This is a genomic window from Amycolatopsis sp. TRM77291 (genome assembly GCF_054166285.1).
In genome coordinates, this window is record NZ_JBSZHF010000001.1 from 771,322 (window position 1) to 793,131 (window position 21,810).

The following is a 21,810-nucleotide window of genomic DNA, read 5'->3' on the forward strand; positions in this document are numbered from 1 at the left end:
CTGCACCACCATGACCGACGAACCGAAGCGCCCCGAACCGCCGCTCACCGGCGACGAGCGCACGCAGCTGAACGGCTTCCTCGACTTCCTCCGCGCCACGGTCGTGTGGAAGTGTTCCGGCCTCACCGACGAGCAGGCCCGGCGGCCCCTCGTTCCCAGCGAACTGACCACCGTCGCCGGTCTGCTCGGGCATCTGACCCTCGTCGAGCAGTACTGGTTCAACGTGGTGCTCAACGGACAGGAGGACGTCTGGAAGGAGGCACTGGAAGCCGATCCGGACGCCGAGTTCCGGGTCGCCATGCAGACCCCGATCGAGCAGCTGATCGCCGCCTACGAGGCCGAGTGCGAGCGGAGCCGCAAGATCGTCGCCGCGATGAGGCTCGACGACGAGGTCCCCTTCCGCGGCGATCGCAAGGTCAACGTCCGGTTCGTGGTCGCGCACATGATCGAGGAGACCGGCAGGCACGCCGGCCACCTCGACCTGCTGCGCGAGCTGACCGACGGTCTCACCGGGGAGTGACGCGGCGCGGGGGCAGCGGGAAGAACCCGCTGGTCCGCTCGACGTACGCCGCGTATCCCGGCCGGGAACGCCGCAAACCCTTCTCCAGCAGAGGTTTTCCGGTCCCCTTGGCCAGCGTGTACGTCATCGCGACCGGCGACAGGATCGTCGCCGCCCCCACCCAGCTCGAACACGCCAGCAGATACAGGCCCCACCACACGCACGCGTCGCCGAAGTAGTTCGGATGCCGGGTGTAGCGCCACAGCCCGCTGTCGAGGACCTTCCCCTTGTTGCCCGGGTCGGCCTTGAAGCGCCGCAGCTGCTCGTCGCCGATCGCCTCGAACCCGAAGCCGACCAGCCACAGCGCGACACCGAGCCACGCCGTCACCCCGAAGGAGTCGCCGTACATCGCGAACTGGACCGGCAGCGAGACGAACCAGAGCACCACGGCCTGGACCAGGTACACGCGGATGAACAGCTTGAGTGCCGGGTTCTCCCCGGCATTCTCCGCCATCCGCACGTAGCGCGGGTCTTCGGGCAGCTTGTGGTTGCGCAGGTGGAGGTGGACGCCGAGGCGCACGCCCCACACCGCGGTCAGCAGCGCGGCGACCACCCTCAGCGCGACCGAACCGTCCCCGAGTGGAGCCGCGACCAGCGCGACGAGCGCGAAGCCCGGCCCCCACAGCGTGTCGACGGTGTCGTATCGCTTCCGCCATCGCGCGATGCCGAAGGTGACGACGAAGGCCAGCAGCGTCGCGCCCGCCGTGATCGCGAGGGTCCCGCCGAGCGGCATCAGGACCACTCCCGGGTGGCCGGCAGCGCGCTCAGCCCCTCGCCGGAGGTGCGGACCGCGAGGATCTGGTCCACGCCCATCCGGTTCTCCTCGAACGCGAGCGCCCCGCCGACCAGGTACAGCCGCCAGACCCGTGCGCCGGATTCACCGATCAGCGCGACGACGTCGTCCCAGTTGCTTTCGAGCGTCTTCTCCCAGGCCCGGACCGTACGCACGTAGTGCTCGCGCAGCGCGTGGACGTCGCGGATCTCGAACCCGGCGGTCTCCAGGTGCCCGAGCGTGCGGCTCAGCGGCCGCATCGTCATGTCGGGGGCGATGTAGCGCTCGATGAACGCGCCGCCGCCGGGGGCCACCGCGCCACGGGACATCTGCTGCAGGATCAGCCGTCCGGTGGGCTTGAGCATCCGGTACAGCGTCCGCGTGTACTCGGGGTAGTTCTCCTCGCCGACGTGCTCACCCATCTCGATGGACGCGACCGCGTCGAAGGGCTCGTCGCGCAGTTCGCGATAGTCCTGCCGCCGGACCTCGACCCGCGCCTCCAGATCGTGCTGGGCGAGGCGGGCGCGGACGTGCTGCCGTTGCTCCGCCGACAGCGTGATCCCGACGGCCTGGACGCCGTGGTGCTTCGCGGCGTGCACCAGGAGCGAGCCCCAGCCGCAGCCGACGTCGAGCAGCCGCATCCCGGGCCGCAGGCCGAGCTTCCGGCAGATCAGCTCGAGTTTGTCCCACTGGGCCTGCTCGAGGCCGTACCCGTCCTCGTCGGAGGTCCAGTACCCGGTCGAGTAGGCCATCGATTCGTCGAGCAACAGCTGGTAGAAGGCGTTGCCGAGGTCGTAGTGGTGCGCGATCGCCGACTTGTCCCGGCGCAGGGTGTGCAGCTTCCCGGACAGCCGGGCCTCCTCGGCGGGCGGTTTGGGCGGCGGCCCGACGATGCCGAGGCCCACCGCGAGCCGCAGCGCCTCGGCCCATTCGCGGGGGCCGAGCTTCGCGCCACGCACGGCACCCGATCGGGTCAACGCCCAGATCCGGCGGAATCCGTCGGCGAGGTCGCCTTCGACGTCGAGATCACCTGAGACGTACGCCCTGGCCAGACCCAATTCGCCGGGGGAGTAGAGGAGGCGGCGCAGGGCACGCCGGTTGCGGAGGACCACGGTCGGGGCATCCGGCGGACCGGCGCGTACGCCATCCCAGGTACGCAGGCCGACCGGAAGAGAGCCGCCGAGGAGCCGCTCGGCGAACGGGGCTAGGCGGGACGCGGGACTGTTCGGCATAGTCGTCATTCGCTCCCGGACCGGAAAGGGATGGGTCGGATGCCGCGCCGGTTCACGAGATCCAATCCTCGCCCGATCCGGCTCCGAATGCCTCATGTGCACACCAAAGGTCGACGCATCGGCGTCATCGGCAGCGGCGTGGCCGGTCTCACGGCCGCGTATCTGCTGCAACGCCGCTACGAGGTTCTGCTGTTCGAAGCCGACGACAGGCTGGGCGGGCACGCGCACACCCACGACGTCCCGAGCGCGCACGGCGGCACCGTCGGCGTCGACTCCGGGTTCATCGTGCACAACGAGCGCACCTACCCGAACCTGCTCCGCCTGTTCGCCGAACTGGGCGTCGCCACCCGCGACACCGAGATGTCGATGAGCATCCGCTGTGACGGCTGCGGGCTCCAGTACGCCGGCGCCAAAGGACTGACAGGCCTGTTCGCCCAGCCGCGCAACGTCGCACGGGGCAGATATCTGCGGATGCTCGCCGACGTCAAACGCTTCCACCGGCACGCGAAGCGCGTCCTCGACGCGCCCGAGGCCGGAGACGTCACCCTCGGCGCCTTCCTCGCGATCGGCGGGTACACGAAGTACTTCGTCGACCACTTCATGCTCCCGGTCGTCTCGACCGTCTGGTCCGCCGACCGCACCGACACGCTGAGGTACCCCGCGCGGTACCTGTTCGAGTTCCTGCGCAACCACGGCATGCTGTCGGTCGGCGGGTCACCGAGGTGGCGCACCGTCGTCGGTGGCTCGCGCGAGTACGTCCAACTGGCCGCCAAGCAGCTGACGGCCGTGCACCTGTCGACGCCGGTCCGTTCGGTGAAGCGCACCGCGCGGGGGATCGAGGTCCGCGACGACGCCGACACGCGGCACCGGCTCGACAAGGTCGTCCTGGCCACGCACGCGGACCAGGCGCTGAAACTGCTCTCTTCGCCGACCGTGGCCGAGCGCGAGGTCCTCGGCTCGTTCCGGTACTCCAGCAACGAGGCCTGGCTGCACACCGACACCGGCGTGCTCCCGACGGCGGATTCGGCACGGGCGGGCTGGAACTACGCCACCCCGTTCTGCGGTGCCGGCCACGGCGCGGTCCAGGTGTCCTACGACATGAACCGCCTGATGCGGCTCGACGAACCGACCGGCTACGTCGTCACGCTCAACCCGGGCACCGCGCCCGACGCCGGTTCGGTGCTGGCCAGGATGACCTACGAGCATCCCGTCTACACCCCGGAATCCGTGGCGGCCCAGCGCCGGCTGGGCGAGCTGAACGACGACACGGTCGCCTTCGCCGGCGCGTACCACGGCTGGGGATTCCACGAGGACGGCTGCGCGTCCGGCGTTCGCGCGGCCGAGAACTTCGGGGTGCGCTGGTGACCGTCATGGCCGTGCTCTACGACTCCACGGTGGCGCATATCCGGCGCGCCGATCCGCCGATCTCGTTCGCCCACCGGATCTACCTGTGGTTCGTCGACCTCGACGTGCCGCCGAAGCTGCCGTGGTGGCTGCGCCCCTTCGCCCGCTTCGATTCGCGAGACCACTTCGCGCCCGAGGACACCTCCAGCATCAGGTCCAAATTGGACCGCTGGCTCGCCGCGCGCGACGTCGACCTCCGCGGCGGCCGGGTGCTGATGCTGGCCGGGGCGCGGATGCTCGGCCACAACTTCAACCCGATCACCCTGTACTGGTGCCACCGGCCCGGCGGGGAGCTCGAATGCGTCGTCGCCGAGGTCCACAACACCTACGGCGGCAGGCACGCGTACCTCCTGCGGCCCGACGCCGACGGGAACGCCTTCGCGGACAAGGAGTTCTACGTCTCGCCGTTCCAGTCGACGGACGGCGAGTACCGGATGGAGGTGCCGAGGCCCGGGTCGCTGCTCTCGGTCGAGATCGCCCTCCGTCACGACGGGCGGACGCCGCTGACCGCGTCCCTGCGCGGCGTGCGGCGGCCCGCCACCGCCGGGTGGCTGGCGCACATGCTGATCACCCGCCCGCTCATGCCGTATCGGGTCTCCGCGCTGATCCGGCGGCATGGCGTCAAACTGTGGTTGAAGAAGGCGCCGATCACCCAGCGGACGCCGCAGACGGCCGGAGGCACGCTTGATGGATGAATCGGCACGCCCGCGCCGGATGGCGCCCGTTCCCGGCGACGGCGAACCGGCCGCGCCGACGGCCGAGGATCTGCTCGTCCGGGTCGCGAAGGGCGACGAGCGCGCCTTCGACGCTCTATACGACCAACTCGCCGGCCCGGTTCTCGGACTCGTGCGGCGGATCCTCCGTGACGCCGCCCAGTCCGAAGAGGTCACACAGGAGGTCATGGTGGAGCTGTGGCGCACGGCCACGCGCTACTCCCCGGAGCGGGGGAGCGCGCTGAACTGGGCCATGACGCTCGCGCACCGCCGCGCCGTCGACCGCGTCCGCTCGGCGCGCGCCAGTTCGGACCGCGAGGTCAAGGCGACCTTCGAAGCCGCCCGCGCCCGGCCCTTCGACGAGGTGGCCGAGGCGGTCGCGGCCCGCTGGGAACAGTCGCAGGTACGCCGCTGTCTCACGAGCTTGACCGAGTTGCAACGGGAATCCGTGCTGCTCGCCTACTACCAGGGTTATACCTATCGCGAGGTCTCCGAGGTGCTGCAGACCCCGCACGGGACCATCAAGACCCGGCTCCGGGACGGCCTGATCAGGCTCCGGGACTGTTTGGGGGTGACGGCATGACCATGCCCGAGATGCACACGCTCACCGGCGCCTACGCCGTCGACGCGCTGTCCGATGTGGAGCGTGCCCAGTTCAAGCGGCACCTCGCCGAATGCGCGTCGTGCGCGCAGGAGGTCCTCGAACTGCAGATGACCGCGACCCGGCTCGGCGCCGCGCTGGCCGAGGACCCGCCGCCCGAACTCAAACGCCGGGTGCTCGCCGAGGCGATGGCGACCAGGCAGCAGCCGCCGATGACGCGGTTCGGCGCCGGGGAGCGCGTCAAGGACCGGCGCCGCGCCCCGCGCTGGGCGATCGCCGCGGTCGCGGCGGCGGTCGTCGGGCTGGCGGGCACCGCCGTGTTCGGCGGGATCGCCTACGACAACCACTCGCAGCTGACCGCCGCGCGGGAGCGGGCGGCGGAGTACGCGGACCGGTACGCCCCGGTCGCCGACGTCCTTTCGGCCGCCGACCTCCGCACCGGGCACGCCGAAACCTCGGCGGGCGGCGGCGGGACCGTGATGATGTCGCGCGCGAAGGACCGGCTGGTGTTCATGGCGGCGCAGCTGCCGAAGAACGAACCGGGCCGGACCTACCAGGCCTGGCTGATGTACCCGGGCACCGCGCCCAGACCCGCCGGGCTCATTCCCGGTGGTCAGGACGGTGCGGTGCTGGTCGCCGAAGGGATCGGCGGCGCCGAGAAGTTCGCGCTCAGCGTCGAACAGGCCGGTGGATCGCCGACCGGGACGCCGTCGAAGGACGTCGTCATGGTCATGTCCATGCCGACCTGACCCCCGCTTGTACCAGGCCGCCGTTCGCCGCCGCGACCGGGTCTCGCTCTTGCGCCCGCGAACATGTTGTGGCAAAACACCTTTGCGACACACGGCGTGGCTACTGGATTCGAGCCAGCCTGGTGCATACCGTCCTGCTTCAACGTCGGCAGTTGACATAACTCTCAATCTGAACTTCAGCTCGAGGGTTCGGCAAAGGCTCAGCGACCGGCGGGCAGCACGAGCACACACGATCAGGAAGGCGGCTCCGATGACGCCCCCGCACAACTACCTTGCGGTGATCAAGGTCGTCGGTATCGGCGGCGGCGGAGTGAACGCCGTGAACCGCATGATCGAGGTCGGCCTCAAGGGTGTCGAGTTCATCGCGGTGAACACCGACGCTCAGGCACTGCTCATGTCCGACGCCGACGTCAAGCTCGACATCGGCCGGGAACTGACCCGCGGCCTCGGTGCCGGCGCCGCCCCCGAGGTGGGGCAGAAGGCCGCCGAGGACCACCGCGAAGAGATCGAAGAGGTCATCAAGGGCGCCGACATGGTGTTCGTGACCGCGGGCGAAGGCGGTGGCACCGGCACCGGTGGCGCGCCGGTCGTCGCCCAGATCGCCCGCAAGCTCGGCGCGCTGACCATCGGCGTCGTCACCCGTCCCTTCACCTTCGAGGGCAAGCGCCGCAGCAAGCAGGCCGAAGAGGGCATCCAGCAGCTGCGCAACGAATGCGACACCCTCATCGTCATCCCGAACGACCGGCTGCTGCAGCTGGGCGACATCGGCGTCTCGCTGATGGACGCCTTCCGCTCGGCGGACGAGGTCCTGCTTTCGGGTGTCCAGGGCATCACCGACCTGATCACCACGCCGGGTCTGATCAACCTGGACTTCGCCGACGTCAAGAGCGTCATGTCCGGCGCGGGCTCCGCGCTGATGGGCATCGGCTCGGCGCGCGGCGAGGGCCGGGCGATCCAGGCGGCGGAGAAGGCGATCAACTCGCCACTGCTGGAAGCGTCGATGGACGGGGCGCACGGCGCGCTGCTGTCGATCGCTGGCGGCTCGGACCTCGGCCTGTTCGAGATCAACGAGGCCGCTTCGCTGGTGCAGGAATCCGCGCACCCCGACGCCAACATCATCTTCGGGACGATCATCGACGACTCGCTCGGCGACGAGGTCCGGGTCACCGTGATCGCGGCCGGTTTCGACGCCGGCACCCCGACCCACAAGAAACTCGACCCGCCTGCGTTCGGCTCCCGGTCGAACTCGACCGCGTCCGCGCAGGCCGGTCAGGTCAACGGCGGCGGGGCGACCCCGGTGCAGAGCCCGCCTTCGGGTGCCACGCCGGTGCCGTCGACCGGTTCGAACGGCTACCCGGTCGCGCCGCCGCGCACGCACACGCCGATGCCGTCCGCCCGTAACGAGGGCAACGGCTCCATGACCGGCGGGCTCCCGCAGCCCGGCGGCGGCTCGCGCGGCTACTCGCCGATCGGGTCGAACTCGAACCACGGCAGCCTGCCCGGCCGCGCGACCCCGGTGCACGACGACCCGTCGGACGACGAGGTCGACGTTCCCCCGTTCATGCGGCGGTAGCACTCGCCAGTACGTTCCGTGAAGGCCTCCTTGACTACAGTCGAGGGGGCCTTCACTCAGGTCTAGGAGGAAACGCGTGCGGGTACGGCGGGTTGTCACGACAAGGGCGGGCGGGGCTTCCCGGCCGCCTTACGACACCTTCAACCTCGGTGATCACGTCGGCGACGACGCGGGCGACGTCTACGCCAACCGGAAACGTCTCGCCACCGAACTCGGCCTCGCCGAGGACAGGCTGGCGTGGATGGAGCAGGTCCACGGCCGGACCGCCACCGTCGTCGACGGTTCGGAGACCTCCGCCGCCGAAGCGACCGACGCGCTCGTGACCGCCGAGCCCGGCCTCGCGCTCGTGGTGCTCGTCGCCGACTGCGTGCCGCTTCTGCTTGCCGACGCCGAAGCCGGTGTCGTCGCCGCCGTCCACGCGGGCCGCGTCGGCGCCAGGGTCGGCGTCGTCCCCGCCGCCGTCGAGGCGATGCGTTCGGTCGGCGCCGAACCGGCCCGCACCGAAGCGCTGCTCGGACCCGCGATCTGCGGCGACTGCTACGAAGTCCCCGCCGACATGGCCGCCGACGTCGAAAAGCACGTGCCGGGCAGCGCCTGCAAAACCCGCAAGGGCACGCCGGGCCTCGACCTGCGCGCCGGGCTCTGGCGGCAGCTGGCCGACCTCGGCGTCGGCAAGATCGGCGTCGATCCGCGCTGTACCAACGAAGACAAGACCCTCTTCAGCTTCCGCCGCGACGGCACCACGGGCCGGACCGCGGGTATCACGTGGCTGGACGCGTCGTGAGTGACGCACGGAAGGCGGAACTCGCCGCGTCCCTCGCCGAAGTGGAAGAGCGGATCGGCGCCGCGTGCAAGGCCGCCGGCCGGGCCCGCGACGAGATCAAGCTGCTCGCGGTCACCAAGACCTTCCCGGCGCTCGACGCCGCGCTGCTCGCCGACCTCGGCGCGCTCGACCTCGCCGAGAACCGCGATCAGGAGGCGGGCGCGAAGGCCGAGGAGGTCGCCGGTCTCCGGCCGGACGCCCCGATCCGCTGGCATATGGTCGGCAGCCTGCAGCGGAACAAGGCCAAATCGGTCGTGCGCTGGGCGGACGAGGTCCAGTCCGTCGACTCCGAGCGCCTCGCCGACGCGCTCGCGAAGGCGACCAAGTCGGCGCTGGATTCCGGGCAACGCGAGCACCCGCTGGACGTCCTCATTCAAGTAAGCCTCGATGACGATCCGAAGCGCGGGGGCATTCGGTTGAGCGAAATGAGCCATTTGGCGGAGCGGATAGCCCATGTGGGTGATATTCGCCTCCGAGGGCTTATGGCGGTGGCGCCGCTGGGTACTGATCCCGCGGAGGCGTTCGGGAAACTCGCTCGTGCGTCGGAGCGTCTACGGGAAGAACACCCGAAAGCCCGTGAGATCTCCGCCGGAATGAGCAATGATCTCGAGCAGGCGATCGCGCACGGCTCGACCTGTGTGCGTGTCGGAACCGCGTTGCTCGGTGGGCGCGGTTTAGCCTCGCCCTAGGGAATACCGTCTCGTCGTTACGGGGAGTGGCGGCGAGGACGGGGGAGTACGGTGCGGGACGCGGCTAAGGCTAGGGAGAGGCATGAGCGCGCTGCAGAAGCTGAAGGCCTACTTCGGGATGGTGCCCGCGGACGAAGACGGCTACGACGTCGAGGACGACTACCGGCGAGGTTACGCCTCGAAGGAATACGCCGACGACGAGTACGACTACGACGACGAGCCGCCGGCCCGGTCACGAGGTGGACGTTACCGGGACGAAGTTGACACGTATGACGAGCCCGCGCCCCGGCCTCGGTCACGCTCCGTGGCCAGCCCGGAGCCTGCCGTCCACGGAGCGCTGGCGATGGACCGTCAGCCGGAGCCGGTCGCGCGGCTGCGGCCGGTCACCGAGCCGGTGCGTCCGCCGGTGCGTGATCCGTTGAGCCGGATCACGACGCTGCACCCGACGAGCTACGCGGAAGCGCGAGCGATCGGGGAGCACTACCGGGAGGGCATCCCGGTGATCATGAACCTCACGGAGATGGAGAACGCGGACGCGAAGCGTCTCGTCGACTTCGCCGCGGGGCTCGCTTTCGCGTTGCGCGGATCGATGGACAAGGTCACCAACAAGGTGTTCCTTCTCTCACCGCCCGATGTGGATGTCACCGCGGAAGACCGCCGGCGGATCGCCGAAGGCGGATTGTTCCTGCGCGGCTGATCACCCGGTGACCGCTGAGCGCAGCCGGATGTGATTTTGTCGACTCATCGCCATCCGTGGCCCGTCAACTGCGCCTTTTGACGCGAGGCATGGCAGAGTGGTTACGTGAATGCTGTGTTGCTGGTCGTCTGGTACGTGCTGTTCGCCTTCTGGCTCCTGCTGACGGCACGGATCGTCGTCGAGCTCGTGCGTGCTTTCGCTCGCGAGTGGCGTCCTGCCGGAGGGGTTGCGGTAACGCTCGAGACCATCTACACAGTGACCGACCCACCGGTTCGTCTGTTCAGACGAATCATCCCGACCGTACGAATCGGCGGCGTCGGACTGGACTTATCGATTATGGTGCTGCTGTTGGTTGTGTTCTTCGCGATGCAGCTGGCAACGCCAGGGTGATTTTCGGGGAAGCCCCGGTGGACCTGCAGGCCATGGAGTGCGTGAGGTGATCTGATGTCGTTGACCCCCGCTGACGTGCATAACGTCGCGTTCAGCAAGCCGCCCATTGGCAAAAGGGGCTACAACGAGGACGAGGTGGACGCGTTCCTCGACCTGGTGGAGACCGAGCTTGCCCGGTTGATCGAGGACAACAACGAGCTGCGGCAGCAGGTCGAACAGCTCGACAACGAACTCGAGACCACCCGTGGTGAGCTCGAGAACGCCAAGGCCGGCGCCGTCGGCCCGCCGCCGCAGGTACGCGACGAGCCGTCGCGCCGCCTGGCGCCGGTGCCGCCGCCGCAGTCGGCGATGGAGCAGACCCAGGCCCACTCGATGGTGCCGGACAACGGGGAGCCCAACGTCCAGGCCGCGAAGGTGCTCGGGCTTGCGCAGGAAATGGCCGACCGGCTCACCGCCGAGGCCAAGACCGAGTCGGACGGCATGCTCGCCGAAGCCCGGACCAAGTCCGAGCAGCTGCTGTCGGACGCGCGGTCCAAGTCGGACTCGATGGTGAACGAGGCACGCACGCGTGCCGAGACCATGCTGAACGACGCGCGAACCCGTGCCGAAACCTTGGAGCGCCAGGCGCGCGACAAGGCGACGACCATGGAGCGCGAGGCTCAGCGCAAGTACACCGAGACCATGAACAACATGAACGCGGAGAAGGGCTCGCTGGGCAAGAAGATCGAGGAGCTGCGCACGATCGAGCGGGAGTACCGCACGAGGCTGCGCGGGTTCCTCGAGTCCCAGCTGCGTGAGCTCGACGACCGTGGTTCGGCCGCTCCCGCGTCGGCGTCCTCGTCGAGCTCGGGGCAGTCTTCGTCCTCCGGTAGCGGACAGGGCTACTCGTTCGGCCCGCGGGCCGAAGCGGGCTGATCCGGTTCGTTTCTACACTGGTTTTGTTTCTACACAGTGGAACGGCCTCGGCACTCTCCGGAGGGTCGGGGCCGTTTCGCTTGGCCCTCGTGTTGTAATTCACCGTGCTCTACATCGTCCTGGTACTGGTACTGGCGGCTCTGGGGCTGCTCGTCGCGGCGCTCATCACCGCGAACTCCCTGTGGGCTTGGATCTCCATCGGCGTCTCCGTCGTCGCGGGGTTGCTGCTCCTCTTCGACCTGCTGCGCCGCCGGAAGAAGCGCGCGGCTCCGGCTGACGAAGACACGTCCTCGTCCGACGAGTCCGACGAGGACGAACCCGCCGAGGCTGAGGAAAAGAAACCCGAGGACGCCGAGCAGACCGTCCTGATGCCCGCCGCCGGTGAACTGGGCGACGTGGAGGACACGCCGGAGCCCCAAAGCGGAGGCGACCCCGGCGAGGAGAAGAGCGACCCCGAGGATGTGGCGGTCGTCTCCGAACTCGAGGTCGAAGTCGTCGTCGTCGACGAGTACCCGCGCTATCACGTGACCTCTTGCACGTGGCTCGAAACCCGGGACACGATCCCGCTCGGCATCGGCGAGGCGCGGCAGCTCGGGTTCACACCGTGCGCGCTGTGCAAGCCCGACGCCGAAATCGCCGCACAGCACCGCGAGAAGGCTTAAAGCTTCTGGGCCGCTTCGCCGACCGCCACGACGTCGGCGGCGATCGTGTCGAGCACCAGGCGCTGCTCCTCGTCCGCGTCGCGGGGCACCGGGATCTCCGCTGCCTCGTCGGTCCCGAGCGTGCGGGCCGCCTCGGCGACGGCGTCCGCCGCTCCGGCCGAGCCGGGGCGCAGCAGTAGCGACGACGCCGTGACGGACAGACCGCGCAAGGCTTCTGCCGCGTTCTCCAGCGCGTCCCGCTGGCCCGGCGCGGGTTCCTTCGTGCCCGGCTCCGCGGTTCGAAGGCCGTGGTGCGCGACGGCGGCGGCCCGGAACTCACGGCCGAGCGTCCGCGGGTCGACGTCCTCGCCGCGCAGTTTTCTCGCCACCGAGCCGAGTAGCGCGCGGGTGGCGGCGACGGCGCTCTCGAACCGTTCCGCCGGGCCGGGTTTCGGCACACCGGGGATCGCGGCGAAACCGAACAGCAGGGCGATGACGCCGGCCAGGACCATCAGGAGCAGGTACTCGACGAGTACGTAACGCGGGTCGAGATGCCTGGTGGTCGCGTTCATGCCGACCGACATCAGGACCATGCAGCCGTTGAAGATCGCCGGACGCGTCCGCATGACCGAGAACCCGCCGAGCAGCGCGACAAGCCCGATCGGCAGCAGAACCCCTTGCGGCAGAAGCCAAAGAACGAGAGTGAGCACGACGGCGCCGCCGAGTGAGCCGCCGATCCGCTGCCAGGCCTTGCCGAGGCTGTCCCGCCATTCCGGTTGCATGATGGCGAAAGTGGCGAGCAGGAACGACACGGTGAGCGGGTCGCCCGGCCGGAAACTCGCGACCACCAGCGCCAGCCCGACGCCGAGCCCGCAGCGGAGCGCGTGCCGGAACTGCGCCGACCGCCAGGAGAACGCGCCGCTCAGCTCGATCCGGCGCAGTTCGCCGCGGAGACCTTTCGGAACGTCCACACGCGACTCGTCGCGTTCGGCCGCCGCGGCCCGGATGGTTTCGAGAGCCTCCCAGAGCGCGGTGACGAGCCTCGCCGTAGCGCCCGGAAGCCCGGTGGGTTCCTTGCGGCGCACCGGTTCGACGTCTCCCGGTGTCGCCGGGCTCCTAACGGCGTCGGCGAGCCTGGCGGCTTCTTCCCTGGCGGCGTCCAGCGTTTCGCCGATTTCTCGGCTGTCGAGCCGTTTCCGGCGGATCTCCAGCAACCCGGTGGCCGCGCGGTAACGGAACATGCCGCCGAGGACCCGGCCGGTCCAGCGACGAGGCCGGTCCGCGAGCCAAAGCCTCGCCGCGCGCTCCTGTGTTTCGGACGAGCCGGTCGCGAGCGCGTCGGCCAGCGCGTCACGGGTCGGCTTGGCCGGATCCTTCGCGCCCATCAAGGCCCGCAACAGGATCACGACGCCCACCGCGAGCGCGGGCGCGCCCAGGATCTGCCCCGCCGACGCCGTTCCCGTCAGCTGGAAGCCGTACCCGAACAGTGACGCCATCCCGAGCCCCAGCCCGACCGTGACGAACCGGGTCCCGAGCACGGGCAACAACCCGGCGACGACCACGATCGCCACCAGCAGCGCGATCGCCGCCCACTGCGACACCGCGCCCAGCAACCGCGGCACCCCGACCGCGAGGATCAGCGCGGGCGCGAACCACGCCAGCAACCGCAGATCCGCCCAGAGCGGCCCGCCCACCGCCGCCATGAGACAGAAGAGCGCGGTGAGGGCCGCCAGGACGGCCGCGTTGCCCAGTCCCAGGAGGAATCCGAGCCCGCTGACGCCGCCGAGGACGACCAGGAGGGCGATGAGGAGTCCGGGCCCTTTCATCGGGCCCCGCAGATCGGCATACCCGTCAACCTAGAGGCGGTGGCGGGGACGGCAACTCGGGCCTTGGGCGGCGGGCCGGTGTTTGGTCGCGCTGGTGAGAGCAGTTCGTGCTCTAGGGCTATTCGGTACTTATGGCTCCTTCGCGTCCTTAAGGTGCTTCGGCGCTTTAAGGCTCCCGCGAACGCCTGTCTGTTCCTTGTCTCGCCGCTCGCGGATTCGCTCGCTTGAGGGCGCCTCGCTGCTTTAAGACTCCTTCGCTGTTGCCAATTTTCGACAATTTCCGGCGCTGGGCTGTTTGGGCTAGTACAGGTGTTCGAATTAGAGTAATGTCGGTGTCGTGGCCAGCAACGATGCACCCCCAGAGACGCCCGCCGAGTGGTGGCGCGTCGACACCGCGACGCTGCATGCCCGCAAACAGGAACTCGAAATCCTGAAGCGCCGGGCGGATGCGGAGCAGAACGCGATCCTGGCGGAAATCAATTCCCGTGGGGTGCGTGGATGTAGTGGTCATTCGACGTTGNCCCCTCGGGCGGGGAGCCTAATCTCGGCGCCCACCCACCGCCTCCGAGTTTCCACCCACCCCGGACAACCCGGTTGCCCCCGCGCGCTACCCTTGAATCAACTGGCACCGATCCGGCCATCACCGGGGAGCCTCCGGAAGAACAGGGCGCACGCCCTCAGTAGAACCGGACGGGTACGGCCCGTCACAGCCGTCGAATGAGCGGCCCAGCCGGAACACCAACCGGCCGGGCAAGCGGGGTGGTACCGCGGAACGCGCCGGAGACGGCCGTCTCGTCCCCGTGTGGGTGGAAGCCCGTACACGAGACGAGCAGTGTCGGATCTGAGGAGCACCGAAGATGTATCCCAAGGCACAGGTGGACGGCGAGACCGGCGTCCCGTCCCAGCCTTCGTTCCCCGAGTCGGAGAAGCGCGTCCTCGCGTACTGGGAATCCGATCGGACCTTCCAGGCTTCGATCGACGCCCGCGACCCCGGCGTCAACGGTTCGAACGAGTACGTCTTCTACGACGGCCCGCCGTTCGCCAACGGTCTCCCGCACTACGGTCACCTGCTCACCGGGTATGTGAAGGACCTGGTGCCGCGTTACCAGACGATGAAGGGCAAGCGCGTCGAGCGCCGCTTCGGCTGGGACACCCACGGCCTGCCCGCCGAGCTCGAGGCCATGCGCCAGCTCGGGATCACCGAGAAGTCCGAGATCGACGCGATGGGCATCGACGTCTTCAACGAGGCCTGCCGCGAGTCCGTGCTGCGCTACACCGGCGAATGGCAGGACTACGTCACCCGCCAGGCCCGCTGGGTCGACTTCGGCAACGACTACAAGACGCTCGACCTGTCCTACATGGAGTCGGTCATCTGGGCGTTCAAGCAGCTGTGGGACAAGGGCCTGGTCTACGAGGGCTACCGCGTCCTGCCCTACTGCTGGCGCGACGAGACCCCGCTGTCCAACCACGAGCTGCGCATGGACGACGACGTCTACGCCAGCCGTCAGGACCCGGCCGTCACGGTCGGTTTCCGCCTGGAGGGCAACGACAACGAGCTCGACGGCACCTACCTGCTGATCTGGACCACGACCCCGTGGACGCTGCCGTCCAACCTGGCGACCGCGGTGCACCCGGACGTGCGGTACGTCGTGGTGGAATCCGACGGCAAGCGGTTCCTGCTCGCCGAAGCGCGCGTCGCCGCGTACGCCCGCGAGCTCGGCGAGGAGCCGACCGTCGTCGGGCACTACACCGGCACCGAACTGCTCGGAACCCGTTACGCCCCACCGTTCCCGTACTTCGCCGGGCACGAGAACGCGCACCGCGTGCTGTCCGCGGACTACGTCACCACCGAGGACGGCACCGGTGTCGTCCACATCGCGCCCGCCTACGGTGAAGAGGACAAGGTCGTCACCGACGCGGCGGGCATCGTCCCGGTCACCCCGGTGGACGCGCAGGGCAAGTTCGACGCGACCGTCTCGGATTACGAGGGCCAGCAGGTCTTCGACGCCAACCCGAACATCATCAAGGATCTCAAGAACGGCACCGGTTCCGCCGGCCGCCAGGGCGCGGTCCTGCTGCGTCACGAGACCTACGAGCACCCGTACCCGCACTGCTGGCGCTGCCGCAACCCGCTGATCTACCGCGCCGTCTCGTCGTGGTTCGTCGCGGTGACCGAGTTCAAGGACCGGATGGTCGAGCTGAACCAGCAGATCACCTGGTACCCGGAGAACGTCAAGGACGGTCAGTTCGGCAAGTGGCTGGAGAACGCCCGCGACTGGTCGGTCTCCCGCAACCGGTACTTCGGCACGCCGATCCCGGTGTGGCAGTCGGACGACCCGGCGTACCCGCGCACGGACGTCTACGGTTCGCTCGACGAGATCGAGCGCGACTTCGGCGTGCGGCTGGAGAACCTGCACCGGCCGTTCATCGACGAGCTGACCCGGCCCAACCCGGACGACCCGACCGGGAAGTCCACCATGCGCCGCATCGAGGACGTGCTGGACGTCTGGTTCGACTCGGGTTCGATGCCCTACGCGCAGGTGCACTACCCGTTCGAGAACACCGAGTGGTTCGAGCACCACTACCCGGGCGACTTCATCGTCGAGTACATCGGGCAGACCCGCGGCTGGTTCTACGTGCTGCACGTGCTGGCGACGGCGCTGTTCGACCGGCCGGCGTTCCGCACCTGCATCTCGCACGGGATCGTGCTCGGCTCGGACGGCCAGAAGATGTCCAAGTCGCTGCGCAACTACCCGGACGTCAACGAGGTCTTCGACCGCGACGGCTCCGACGCGATGCGCTGGTACCTGATGGCGAGCCCGATCCTGCGCGGCGGGAACCTCGTCGTCACCGACAAGGGCATCCGCGACGCGGTCCGCCAGGCCGTGCTGCCGCTGTGGAACTCGTACTACTTCCTCGCGCTCTACGCGAACGCCGAGGGTGTGGAAGGCCAGTGGCGCACGGATTCGAAGCACGTCCTCGACCGGTACGTGCTGGCGAAGACGCACGAACTGGTGACCGACGTCGAGCACGCGCTCGACACCTACGACGTCGCCGGCGCGTGCTCGACCGTTTCACGCGCTCGACACCTACGACGTCGCCGGCGCGTGCTCGACCGTCCGTGACTTCCTCGAGGTGCTGACGAACTGGTACGTGCGCCGGTCGCGCGACCGGTTCTGGGCGGGCGAGCAGGACGCGATCGACACCCTGCACACCGTGCTGGAGGTGACGTCGCGGGTGGTGGCGCCGCTGCTGCCGCTGACGACCGAGGTGGTCTGGCGCGGGCTGACCGGCGGCCGTTCGGTGCACCTGACCGACTGGCCGAACGCGCTCGACCTGCCCGCCGACGCGGCGCTGGTGACGGCGATGGACCGGGTGCGCCAGGTGGCGTCTTCGGCGCTCTCGCTGCGGAAGTCGAACAAGCTGCGGGTGCGGTTGCCGCTGGCCAAGCTGGTCGTCGCCGCGCACGAGGCGGAGTCGCTGCGCGAGTTCACCGACATCCTGCGCGACGAGGTCAACGTCAAATCCGTCGAGCTGACCACGGACGTCGCCGCGCACGGCGGTTTCGAGGTCGCGGTGAACGCCCGCGCCGCCGGGCCGCGGCTCGGCAAGGACGTCCAGACGGTGATCAAGGCCGTCAAGGCCGGCGAGTGGACGACGTCGGAGAGCGGCGCCGTCGTGGCGGCCGGGATCGAACTCGTCGAAGGCGAGTACGACCGGCGTCTGGTCGCCAAGGGCGGCGGCGCGGCCGCGGAGCTGCCCGGCGGCGCCGGGCTGGTGCTGCTCGACACCGAGGTGACCGACGAGCTGGCGGCCGAAGGGCTGGCCCGTGACCTGGTCCGGGTCGTGCAGCAGGCCCGCCGTGACGCCGGGCTCGACGTCGCCGACCGGATCGCGCTGACGGTCGACGCGCCGGAAGACGTGGTCACGGCGGCGAAGACGCACGAGGAGTTCGTCGCTTCGGAGACGCTGGCGACTTCAGTGGCGTACGGCGACGTCGCCGACGGTTCGGCCGGGACGGTCGGGGAGGGCACCAAGGTGACCGTGGCGGTCGCCAAGGCCTGACCTCGCGAGTGACATGAAGGGCCCCTTCATCGCAATTTCGCGATGAAGGGGCCCTTCCTGGCATTCCCGATCACCGGGATCACGAAAAGGATTCGGATCAGCCGCTTTCCCGTCCGAAGCGCGCCTTGCGCGGGGGAAATCGGCAGGCTGGCGCCCGGGGCGCGCGAGGGGCGCGCCGTATGGGGGAGAGCGAATCCATGAGTCCTGCCCGGAAAAGAGGCATCCTGATCGGCGCCGCGCTGGCGGTCGTCGCCATCGTGGTGGCCGCGGTGGTGCTGCTGGTCGAGGAGGATCGGGCGCCCGCGGCCTCCGGAGGTGGACCGGGGGAGTCCACCGCGAACGCGCAGGACAGCCCCGCCCAGGTCGCCACCCGGTTCCTGCGGCTGTTCGACACGGGTGACCTGACCACCGCCCCGGTCGACGATCCGGCGGCGGCCACGGCCGCGTTGACCGGGACGCGAAACGCCCTCGGCGGGGCCTCGGTCAAGACGTCCCTCGGCGAGGTCCCGACGACGCCGGGTGACGCGCCCTCGACGTCGGCCACCTTCCACGCCGCGTGGACTTTCGGCGGCGGCAGCGTCTGGAAGTACGAAGGCAAGCTGGACCTGGTGCGCAACGCCGGGAAATGGGTCGTCCGCTGGGCGATGTCGGCGATCCACCCGAAGCTCGAAGCCGGGCAGCGGCTCGCCGTCGCGCCGGTTTCGGCCAAACCGGTCGTGGCCGACCGCGACGGCAAGGCTCTCGTCGGCGGTGACGCGGCGGGTGTCGCGCCGATCCTGCAGGGCGCGTTGTCCAAGGTCGCCTCCGAGCAGAACGGCGGCACCGGAACCCCGGCCACCGTCACCGTGTCGCGTGTCGACGCCTCCGGCAAGCCGGTCGAAACGCTCTTCGGGCAGGCCACGGAGACCGGCGAACCGCTGACCTCGACGTTGAGCGTGGCCTCCCAGACCGCCGCCCAGAAAGCCGTCGACGGCTTCCAAGGGCCGGCGATCATCGTCGCGATGAAGACCTCGGGCGAGCTACTGGCGGTCGCGCAGAACGGCGCGGCCGGGAACCAGCCGAAGGCCCTCAACGGCCTCTATTCGCCGGGTTCGGCCTTCAAGATCGCCACGGCGACCGCGGCGTTGCAGCAGGGCGGAGTCACCGCCGACTCCCCGTTGGCCTGTCCGGGCAGCGAGCAGATCGGGACCCGCACGCTCAAGAACGACAACGGGTTCGACCTGGGGACCGTCTCGCTGAAGACGGCGTTCGCCGCGTCGTGCAACACGACCTTCGGGCGGCTCGCCGATCAGCTGCCCGCGGACGGTCTCGCGAAGGCCGCGAGCCAGTTCGGCCTCAACGCCGACTTCGAGATCCCGGGACTCGCGACGGAGACCGGGAAGGTGGAGCCGTCCGCCGGCGGTGACGAGCAGGTCGAAGCCGGGATCGGACAGGGCAGGGTGCAGGTCAGCCCGCTGGGCGCGGCGCTCATGGCCGCGACCGTCGCCACCGGGAAACCGGTGGTCCCGAAGCTGTGGCAGGGTCTGGAGACCAAGGTCAACGCCGGGTACCAGGCCCCGCCCGCAGGGGTGCTGAACCAGGTCCGCGCGATGATGCGCGAAGTCTGCACGACAGGGACCGCGAAGGCACTGAAGGGCAGCGGAGCGGTCTTCGGCAAGACCGGGACGGCGCAGTTCGGCTCGGGCGCGGACGCCAACGGCTGGTTCGTCGGCTATCGCGGGGACGTCGCTTTCGCCGTCATGCTCGAAGGTTCCAACGACTCCAAACCCGCCGTGCAGCTGGCGGCGAAGTTCCTGGCGGGCTGACGCTTCGGCGGTCGCCGAACCGTGGGTCTTCTACGGTGGATGCATGGAGACGATCGCCCTGGCCGAGGTCGCGGCCGTGCTCGCCGATCCGAGCCGCGCGTCGATGTGTCTCGCGCTGCTCGACGGGCGTGCCTGGACGGTGACCGAGCTGGCAGGCGCGGCCGACGTGGCCGCCTCGACGGCGAGCGAGCACGTGACGAAGCTGACCGAGGCCGGCTTCGTCGTGCGGGTGAAGCAAGGGAGGCACAGTTACGTCCGGATAGCCGACCCCCGGGTGGCGGAGCTGATCGAGCATCTGGCGCAGCACGCCGAACACCGGCCGGTGAAGGGGTTACGGTCGTCGGTGCGGGTGAAGCGGCTCGAGTTCGCGAGGACCTGCTACGACCACCTCGCCGGGACGGTCGGGGTCGCGCTGCGGGACGGGATGCTCGCCGCCGGGCTGATCGACGACGCGGGCGGCCTGACGCTGACCGGTCGCGGGCGGGAGGTGCTCGGCGCGCTCGGGGTGGAGATCGACGGCGGCCGCCGCCCGATGCTGCGCGACTGTCTGGATTGGACGGTCCGGCGTGATCATTTGGCGGGCCGGGTGCCAGCGGCGTTACTGTCTCACGGTGTGAGCGCCGGGTGGTTGTCCCGTGAGGGCAACCGCGCGGTGAAAGTCCTGCCCGCGGCGGAAAAGCCGTTCGCGGAACTCGGTGTCGACCTGGTGGCCCTGCGCAGTCCCTAGTGGACAGTCTGTAACACAGGTTGCCCGGGCGCTTTCCGACCGGTACACGAACGTGTGACGATCACCGCCTCACTATTCTGGAGCCCTCACGGCGACCGGAACGGGAGGCGACATGGAGCAACTCCCGCTCATCCTCGGCACCGGCGGCGCCGTGCTGCTCGTCGCCGTGATCGCCGTCCGGGTGTCGATCCGGGTCGGCCTTCCCTCGCTGCTGCTGTACCTGGGGATGGGGGTCCTGCTCGGCGAAGCCGGGTTCGGCATCCAGTACGACAACCCCGAGCTCACCCAGTCGCTCGGCCTCGCCGCGCTGGTGATGATCCTGTCCGAAGGTGGCCTCACCACCCGCTGGTCGGCCGTGAAACCCTCGCTGGGCATCGGAATCGCACTGTCCACAGTGGCCGTGGTGGTGAGCATCGCGGTCACCGGTGCCGCCCTGCACTGGTTACTGGGCCTGGACTGGCGGATGGCGCTGCTGTGGGGCGCGGTACTGGCCTCGACCGACGCCGCCGCCGTCTTCTCGGTGCTGAGATCCGCGGGGATCGGCAAGCGGCTCGTCGGCGCGCTGGAGATCGAGTCAGGCATCAACGACGCCCCGGCCTACATCGCCGTCGTCGTCCTCGCCGAGGGCACGACCATCGACTGGTCGCTGCCGCTGCTGGTGGTCTACGAACTCGCCGCCGGGCTGGTGATCGGCCTCGCCTTCGGCTGGGGCGGGGCGTTCGCGCTGCGCCGGGCGGCGCTTCCCGCCACCGGTCTGTACCCGCTGGCCACGGTCGCGGTGTGCGTCGTGGCGTATTCGAGCGGGCAGCTCGCCCACGCGTCGGGCCTGCTCGCCACCTACGTCGCGGCCCTGGTGCTGGGGAACTCGAAGCTGCCGCACCGGTCGGACACGCTGTCCTTCGCCGAGGGGCTCGGCTGGCTCGCGCAGATCGGCCTGTTCGTGTTGCTCGGCCTGTTCGCCTCGCCGAGCAGGATCTTCGAAAGCCTGGTCCAGGGCCTGGTCGCGGGCGCGGTCGTGCTGCTGCTCGCCCGCCCGCTGTCGGTGCTGCTGTCGGCGCTGCCGTTCAAGATCCCCTGGCGAGAACAGGTGTTCCTGTCCTGGGCCGGGCTGCGCGGGGCGGTCCCGATCGTGCTCGCGCTGATCCCGCTGTCGTCCGGGGTGCCGGGTGCTCAGGAGCTGGTCGACGCGGTGTTCGTGCTGGTCATCGTGCTGACGCTGCTCCAAGGGGCCACGCTGACCCCGCTCGCGAGAATCCTCGGGCTGGCCCAGCACGCCGAGGCGCACGAGATCGACGTCGACTCCGCGCCGCTCGACGAGATGGGCGCGGAACTCCTGCAGGTCCGGATCCACACGGGATCGAAGATGCACGGCGTGTACCTGGCCGAGCTGCGCCTGCCGGTGGGGGCGACGATCAGCCTCCTCGTCCGCGACGGCTCCGGCTTCACGCCGAACAAGAACACCCGGCTCCAGGAGCGCGACCAGTTACTCGTCGTGACCACCGCCGAAGCCCGTGACGCGGCCGAACGACGCCTGCGGGCCGTCGACCGCGCGGGCCGCCTCGCCAGGTGGAAGGGCGAATCCGGCCAGTAGGTCACGAACCGGCACCAGCTGTTCGTCGGTTGATCTCA

At 69.5% G+C, this 21,810-nt stretch carries 18 protein-coding genes and 1 pseudogene; 16 read left to right on the plus strand and 3 right to left on the minus strand.

The window, feature by feature from the left end:
* Positions 1-10: 10 nt before the first annotated feature.
* Positions 11-520, plus strand: a complete 510-nt coding sequence (locus ACXIZN_RS03685) for a DinB family protein (RefSeq protein ID WP_457952551.1) — start codon at positions 11-13, stop codon at positions 518-520.
* On the opposite strand, the gene ACXIZN_RS03690 is transcribed toward ACXIZN_RS03685, so the two are convergent.
* Both ACXIZN_RS03690 and ACXIZN_RS03695 read right to left on the minus strand, forming a co-directional pair.
* Entirely contained in the window at positions 507-1,292 is a 786-nt protein-coding gene (locus tag ACXIZN_RS03690) for a DUF1295 domain-containing protein (RefSeq protein ID WP_457952552.1), read from the minus strand. The genes ACXIZN_RS03685 and ACXIZN_RS03690 overlap by 14 nt on opposite strands.
* Positions 1,292-2,563 carry a class I SAM-dependent methyltransferase gene (locus ACXIZN_RS03695; protein WP_457952553.1) on the minus strand — a complete coding sequence of 424 codons (1,272 nt, stop codon included), beginning with the start codon at positions 2,561-2,563 and terminating at the stop codon, positions 1,292-1,294. The genes ACXIZN_RS03690 and ACXIZN_RS03695 overlap by 1 nt, the downstream gene beginning before the upstream one ends.
* A gap of 87 nt (positions 2,564-2,650) precedes the next feature.
* Between ACXIZN_RS03695 and ACXIZN_RS03700 the strand changes: the two genes are divergently transcribed.
* The 11 genes from ACXIZN_RS03700 (at position 2,651) to ACXIZN_RS03750 (ending at position 11,779) form a co-directional block, all read left to right on the plus strand.
* On the plus strand, positions 2,651-3,928 hold the full coding sequence (locus ACXIZN_RS03700) for an NAD(P)/FAD-dependent oxidoreductase (protein WP_457952554.1): 1,278 nt from the start codon (positions 2,651-2,653) through the stop codon (positions 3,926-3,928).
* 5 nt (positions 3,929-3,933) lie between these two features.
* Positions 3,934-4,662, plus strand: a complete 729-nt coding sequence (locus ACXIZN_RS03705; protein ID WP_457960449.1) for a DUF1365 domain-containing protein — start codon at positions 3,934-3,936, stop codon at positions 4,660-4,662.
* On the plus strand, positions 4,655-5,263 hold the full coding sequence (gene sigK, locus ACXIZN_RS03710) for an ECF RNA polymerase sigma factor SigK (protein ID WP_457952555.1): 609 nt from the start codon (positions 4,655-4,657) through the stop codon (positions 5,261-5,263). Before ACXIZN_RS03705 ends, sigK begins: the two co-directional genes overlap by 8 nt.
* Positions 5,260-6,030 carry an anti-sigma factor gene (locus tag ACXIZN_RS03715; protein WP_457952556.1) on the plus strand — a complete coding sequence of 257 codons (771 nt, stop codon included), beginning with the start codon at positions 5,260-5,262 and terminating at the stop codon, positions 6,028-6,030. Before sigK ends, ACXIZN_RS03715 begins: the two co-directional genes overlap by 4 nt.
* 250 nt (positions 6,031-6,280) lie before the next feature.
* On the plus strand, positions 6,281-7,603 hold the full coding sequence (gene ftsZ, locus ACXIZN_RS03720) for a cell division protein FtsZ (RefSeq protein WP_126733686.1): 1,323 nt from the start codon (positions 6,281-6,283) through the stop codon (positions 7,601-7,603).
* Between the two features lie 76 nt (positions 7,604-7,679).
* Positions 7,680-8,387, plus strand: coding sequence for a peptidoglycan editing factor PgeF (gene pgeF, locus ACXIZN_RS03725; RefSeq protein ID WP_457952557.1), 708 nt, complete (start codon positions 7,680-7,682; stop codon positions 8,385-8,387).
* Positions 8,384-9,115: a YggS family pyridoxal phosphate-dependent enzyme gene (locus ACXIZN_RS03730; protein ID WP_457952558.1), complete on the plus strand. Its 732-nt coding sequence runs from the start codon at positions 8,384-8,386 to the stop codon at positions 9,113-9,115. The genes pgeF and ACXIZN_RS03730 overlap by 4 nt, the downstream gene beginning before the upstream one ends.
* Before the next feature lie 82 nt (positions 9,116-9,197).
* A complete protein-coding gene (locus ACXIZN_RS03735; protein WP_457952559.1) occupies positions 9,198-9,812 on the plus strand; it encodes a cell division protein SepF in 615 nt (204 codons plus the stop codon).
* Between the two features lie 114 nt (positions 9,813-9,926).
* Entirely contained in the window at positions 9,927-10,202 is a 276-nt protein-coding gene (locus ACXIZN_RS03740) for a YggT family protein (protein WP_005155180.1), read from the plus strand.
* Positions 10,203-10,256: 54 nt separating this feature from the next.
* Positions 10,257-11,117, plus strand: coding sequence for a DivIVA-like cell division protein Wag31 (gene wag31, locus ACXIZN_RS03745; RefSeq protein WP_192741184.1), 861 nt, complete (start codon positions 10,257-10,259; stop codon positions 11,115-11,117).
* 104 nt (positions 11,118-11,221) lie between these two features.
* The gene (locus tag ACXIZN_RS03750; protein WP_457952560.1) at positions 11,222-11,779 is read left to right on the plus strand and encodes a hypothetical protein; all 558 of its coding nucleotides are present in this window, start codon (positions 11,222-11,224) and stop codon (positions 11,777-11,779) included.
* Here ACXIZN_RS03750 and ACXIZN_RS03755 read toward each other — a convergent pair.
* Complete coding sequence (locus ACXIZN_RS03755) at positions 11,776-13,584, minus strand: FUSC family protein (RefSeq protein WP_457952561.1); 1,809 nt, start codon at positions 13,582-13,584, stop codon at positions 11,776-11,778. The two genes, ACXIZN_RS03750 and ACXIZN_RS03755, sit on opposite strands and share 4 nt — an antisense overlap.
* A gap of 857 nt (positions 13,585-14,441) precedes the next feature.
* Here ACXIZN_RS03755 and ileS point away from each other — a divergent pair.
* The 4 genes and pseudogenes from ileS (at position 14,442) to ACXIZN_RS03775 (ending at position 21,772) form a co-directional block, all read left to right on the plus strand.
* Positions 14,442-17,649: pseudogene (gene ileS / locus ACXIZN_RS03760) on the plus strand (isoleucine--tRNA ligase).
* A gap of 197 nt (positions 17,650-17,846) precedes the next feature.
* Positions 17,847-19,454, plus strand: a complete 1,608-nt coding sequence (locus ACXIZN_RS03765) for a penicillin-binding transpeptidase domain-containing protein (RefSeq protein ID WP_457952562.1) — start codon at positions 17,847-17,849, stop codon at positions 19,452-19,454.
* A 43-nt stretch (positions 19,455-19,497) separates the two neighbouring features.
* Positions 19,498-20,181, plus strand: a complete 684-nt coding sequence (locus ACXIZN_RS03770; protein WP_457952563.1) for an ArsR/SmtB family transcription factor — start codon at positions 19,498-19,500, stop codon at positions 20,179-20,181.
* Positions 20,182-20,293: 112 nt separating this feature from the next.
* On the plus strand, positions 20,294-21,772 hold the full coding sequence (locus ACXIZN_RS03775; protein ID WP_457952564.1) for a potassium/proton antiporter: 1,479 nt from the start codon (positions 20,294-20,296) through the stop codon (positions 21,770-21,772).
* Positions 21,773-21,810: the final 38 nt, after the last annotated feature.